Genomic DNA, 5,447 nt, shown 5'->3' with positions numbered 1-5,447 from the left:
ATGGGTGTCCGGCGGTGTCCTACTCTCCCACAGGGTCCCCCCTGCAGTACCATCGGCGCTGAGAGGCTTAGCTTCCGGGTTCGGAATGGGACCGGGCGTTTCCCTCTCGCTATGGCCGCCGAAACTCTTTCGATGAGTTCGGTGCTTTCACAACGTGAAAAGTTCTCTTTTTTGTTGTGTTCCCGACCGTACATCGGGAACCACTCAGTGGACGCGAGCAATCTCGACCCCTCCAAGGGAGGGGGAGGTGTTTTCAAGTCATCGGCTTATTAGTACCAGTCAGCTGCACACGTTGCCGTGCTTCCACATCTGGCCTATCAACCCAGTAGTCTGGCTGGGAGCCTCTCACCCGAAGGTATGGAAGTCTCATCTTGAGGCCGGCTTCCCGCTTAGATGCTTTCAGCGGTTATCCATCCCGAACGTAGCTAACCAGCGGTGCACTTGGCAGTACAACTGGCACACCAGAGGTTCGTCCAACCCGGTCCTCTCGTACTAGGGTCAGATCCTCTCAAACTTCCTACGCGCGCAGCGGATAGGGACCGAACTGTCTCACGACGTTCTAAACCCAGCTCGCGTACCGCTTTAATGGGCGAACAGCCCAACCCTTGGGACCTACTCCAGCCCCAGGATGCGACGAGCCGACATCGAGGTGCCAAACCATGCCGTCGATATGGACTCTTGGGCAAGATCAGCCTGTTATCCCCGAGGTACCTTTTATCCGTTGAGCGACAGCGCTTCCACAAGCCACTGCCGGATCACTAGTCCCGACTTTCGTCCCTGCTCGACCTGTCAGTCTCACAGTCAAGCTCCCTTGTGCACTTACACTCGCCACCTGATTGCCAACCAGGTTGAGGGAACCTTTGGGCGCCTCCGTTACTTTTTGGGAGGCAACCGCCCCAGTTAAACTACCCACCAGGCACTGTCCCTGAACCGGATTACGGTTCGAAGTTAGATATCCAGAGTGACCAGAGTGGTATTTCAACAATGACTCCACCATAACTGGCGTCATGGCTTCACAGTCTCCCACCTATCCTACACAAGCCACACCGAACACCAATACCAAGCTGTAGTAAAGGTCACGGGGTCTTTCCGTCCTGCTGCGCGTAACGAGCATCTTTACTCGTAATGCAATTTCGCCGAGTTCGCGGTTGAGACAGTTGGGAAGTCGTTACGCCATTCGTGCAGGTCGGAACTTACCCGACAAGGAATTTCGCTACCTTAGGATGGTTATAGTTACCACCGCCGTTTACTGGGGCTTAAATTCTCAGCTTCGCCTTGCGGCTAACCGGTCCTCTTAACCTTCCAGCACCGGGCAGGCGTCAGTCCGTATACATCGTCTTGCGACTTGGCACGGACCTGTGTTTTTAGTAAACAGTCGCTACCCACTAGTCTCTGCGGCCACCACACCCTTTTCCAGGCAAGCTGGTATAAGTGGATGGCCCCCCTTCTCCCGAAGTTACGGGGGCATTTTGCCGAGTTCCTTAACCACGATTCTCTCGATCTCCTTGGTATTCTCTACCTGACCACCTGAGTCGGTTTGGGGTACGGGCGGCTAGAACCTCGCGTCGATGCTTTTCTCGGCAGCATAGGATCACCCACTTTTCATCCGCATCGTGTCTCAGCCTGTATGAGTCACGGATTTGCCTATGACTCGGCCTACGCACTTGCCCCGGGACAACCATCGCCCGGGATGGGCTACCTTCCTGCGTCACACCTGTTAATACGCTAACCGCACCAGAATGGGGTCGTACGCTAGGCCCCACGCCATCACCCGAAGGATCCGGTCATGGGGATTCAGATACTTAGCACTACTGGATTAGTTTGGGCGGTTCTTCGCCGGTACGGGAATATCAACCCGTTGTCCATCGACTACGCCTGTCGGCCTCGCCTTAGGTCCCGACTTACCCAGGGAAGATTAGCTTGACCCTGGAACCCTTGGTCTTTCGGAGGACGTGTTTCTCACACGTCTTTCGCTACTCATGCCTGCATTCTCACTCGTGTGGCGTCCACGGCTGGGTCACCCCGCCGCTTCACTCGCCACACGACGCTCTCCTACCCATCAACACGGCTGGACCACGAAGGCCTACCAATAATGTCAATGCCACAACTTCGGTGGCGTGCTTGAGCCCCGTTACATTGTCGGCGCGGAATCACTTGACCAGTGAGCTATTACGCACTCTTTCAAGGGTGGCTGCTTCTAAGCCAACCTCCTGGTTGTCTAAGCAACTCCACATCCTTTCCCACTTAGCACGCGCTTAGGGACCTTAGATGGTGGTCTGGGTTGTTTCCCTCTCGACTATGAAGCTTATCCCCCACAGTCTCACTGCTGCGCTCTCACTTACCGGCATTCGGAGTTTGGCTGACGTCAGTAACCTTGTAGGGCCCATCGGCCATCCAGTAGCTCTACCTCCGGCAAGAAACACGCAACGCTGCACCTAAATGCATTTCGGAGAGAACCAGCTATCACGAAGTTTGATTGGCCTTTCACCCCTATCCACAGCTCATCCCCTCAGTTTTCAACCTAAGTGGGTTCGGCCCTCCACGACGTCTTACCGTCGCTTCAGCCTGGCCATGGATAGATCACTTCGCTTCGGGTCTAGGACATGCGACTGAATCGCCCTATTCAGACTCGCTTTCGCTACGGCTACCCCACCCGGGTTAACCTCGCCACATATCGCTAACTCGCAGGCTCATTCTTCAAAAGGCACGCTGTCACACCTACCAGGGGTGCTCCAACGGTTTGTAAGCAAACGGTTTCAGGTACTATTTCACTCCCCTCCCGGGGTACTTTTCACCTTTCCCTCACGGTACTTGTCCGCTATCGGTCATCTGGGAGTATTTAGGCTTATCAGGTGGTCCTGACAGATTCACACGGGATTTCTCGGGCCCCGTGCTACTTGGGATACGCTCCACGCCAGAACACGCATTTCGACTACGGGGCTGGCACCCACTCTGGCCCGCCTTTCAAGACGGTTCGTCTATACGCTTCTGTCACGTCGACCACTCGGCAGAATGATCAGGAACGTCCCGCAACCCCCCACATGCAACGCCTGCCGGCTCTCACACACATGAGGTTTAGCCTGATCCGATTTCGCTCGCCACTACTCACGGAATCACGGTTGTTTTCTCTTCCTGTGGGTACTGAGATGTTTCACTTCCCCACGTTCCCTCTACCCGCCCTATATATTCAGGCGGGAGTCACTAGGTCGGCACGCCGCCCAGCGGGGTTTCCCCATTCGGACACCCTCGGATCAAAACTTGCTTATCAGTTCCCCGAGGCTTATCGCAGATTGCTACGTCCTTCTTCGGCTCCAGATGCCAAGGCATCCACCGTTTGCTCTTAAAGACTTGAAAACATGAGAATCAAAACTCAGCCACACTCCCAAAAGGAGTGCGACAGAAATTGACTAATGATCTTTAAGATCATCAACACAAAACAACCCCAAAGGGTCATCTTGCAAAGATGCTCGCGTCCACTGTGTAGTTCTCAAAGTACGGGCGGCACCCCCACCACACGACCAAACAGCCGGCAGCAGAAGCCCTAGAGAGTTGCACACCACCCCACCCCCCGAAGAGGATCAAGCGGCGTCCGGTCCCTCAGGACCCAACAGCGTGCAGGCACCCCGCTCACCAACCCCCACCCTCCAACCACACCCCGAAAGGTGCGGCGTACTAGTAGGAACCAGCTGCGCTGATGCCATGTCAAATGTTCCACCCACGAGCCCCAACCAGGAACATTCGTCCTGATCTGGGTCCTGCAACCCTTACGGGTTGAGGTGCTCCTTAGAAAGGAGGTGATCCAGCCGCACCTTCCGGTACGGCTACCTTGTTACGACTTAGTCCTAATTACCGATCCCACCTTCGACGGCTCCCTCCACAAGGGTTGGGCCACCGGCTTCAGGTGTTACCGACTTTCATGACTTGACGGGCGGTGTGTACAAGACCCGGGAACGTATTCACCGCAGCGTTGCTGATCTGCGATTACTAGCGACTCCGACTTCATGAGGTCGAGTTGCAGACCTCAATCCGAACTGGGACCGGCTTTTTGGGATTCGCTCCACCTCACGGTATTGCAGCCCTTTGTACCGGCCATTGTAGCATGCGTGAAGCCCAAGACATAAGGGGCATGATGATTTGACGTCATCCCCACCTTCCTCCGAGTTGACCCCGGCAGTATCCCATGAGTTCCCACCATTACGTGCTGGCAACATAGAACGAGGGTTGCGCTCGTTGCGGGACTTAACCCAACATCTCACGACACGAGCTGACGACAACCATGCACCACCTGTTCACGAGTGTCCAAAGAGTCCCCTATTTCTAGAGTGTTCTCGTGTATGTCAAGCCTTGGTAAGGTTCTTCGCGTTGCATCGAATTAATCCGCATGCTCCGCCGCTTGTGCGGGTCCCCGTCAATTCCTTTGAGTTTTAGCCTTGCGGCCGTACTCCCCAGGCGGGGAACTTAATGCGTTAGCTGCGTCACGGAATCCGTGGAAAGGACCCCACAACTAGTTCCCAACGTTTACGGGGTGGACTACCAGGGTATCTAAGCCTGTTTGCTCCCCACCCTTTCGCTCCTCAGCGTCAGTTACGGCCCAGAGATCTGCCTTCGCCATCGGTGTTCCTCCTGATATCTGCGCATTCCACCGCTACACCAGGAATTCCAATCTCCCCTACCGCACTCTAGTCTGCCCGTACCCACTGCAGGCCCGAGGTTGAGCCTCGGGATTTCACAGCAGACGCGACAAACCGCCTACGAGCTCTTTACGCCCAATAATTCCGGATAACGCTTGCGCCCTACGTATTACCGCGGCTGCTGGCACGTAGTTAGCCGGCGCTTTTTCTGCAAGTACCGTCACTTTCGCTTCTTCCTTGCTAAAAGAGGTTTACAACCCGAAGGCCGTCATCCCTCACGCGGCGTTGCTGCATCAGGCTTCCGCCCATTGTGCAATATTCCCCACTGCTGCCTCCCGTAGGAGTCTGGGCCGTGTCTCAGTCCCAGTGTGGCCGGTCACCCTCTCAGGCCGGCTACCCGTCGACGCCTTGGTGAGCCATTACCTCACCAACAAGCTGATAGGCCGCGAGCCCATCCCAGACCGAAAAATCTTTCCAACCCCCACCATGCGGTAGAAGCTCATATCCAGTATTAGACACCGTTTCCAGCGCTTATCCCAGAGTCCAGGGCAGGTTGCTCACGTGTTACTCACCCGTTCGCCACTGATCCACCAAGCAAGCTTGGCTTCACCGTTCGACTTGCATGTGTTAAGCACGCCGCCAGCGTTCATCCTGAGCCAGGATCAAACTCTCCATAAAAAAATGATGCTGCAAACAATCGGAATAAGACCGAAAGCAGCGAGTTCAATCATGACCAAAAACGAATATCAAACTGACATCCATGAATTGATCCAAAAAAGACCCCCACCAACCAAAAAATGGTCGACAGAGAAAAAA

At 55.0% G+C, this 5,447-nt stretch carries 3 rRNA genes; all 3 read right to left on the bottom strand.

Annotated elements, in window-relative coordinates:
* Nucleotides 1-6: 6 nt before the first annotated feature.
* The 3 genes from rrf to Q9R33_RS20420 all read right to left on the bottom strand — a co-directional run bounded on the left by rrf (nucleotide 7) and on the right by Q9R33_RS20420 (nucleotide 5,309).
* Nucleotides 7-123 (bottom strand): 5S ribosomal RNA (gene rrf, locus Q9R33_RS20430).
* Nucleotides 124-249: 126 nt separating this feature from the next.
* Nucleotides 250-3,354: ribosomal RNA gene (locus Q9R33_RS20425) — 23S ribosomal RNA — on the bottom strand.
* Between the two features lie 433 nt (nucleotides 3,355-3,787).
* Nucleotides 3,788-5,309: ribosomal RNA gene (locus Q9R33_RS20420) — 16S ribosomal RNA — on the bottom strand.
* Together the 16S, 23S and 5S rRNA genes form the textbook arrangement of a ribosomal RNA operon.
* Nucleotides 5,310-5,447 lie beyond the last annotated feature (138 nt).

It is taken from the genome of Microbacterium sp. PRC9, from assembly GCF_031844125.1.
GTDB lineage: Bacteria > Actinomycetota > Actinomycetes > Actinomycetales > Microbacteriaceae > Microbacterium.
The sequence above is the reverse complement of the archived record's forward strand: the minus strand, read 5'-3'. Positions and strand labels throughout refer to the sequence as shown.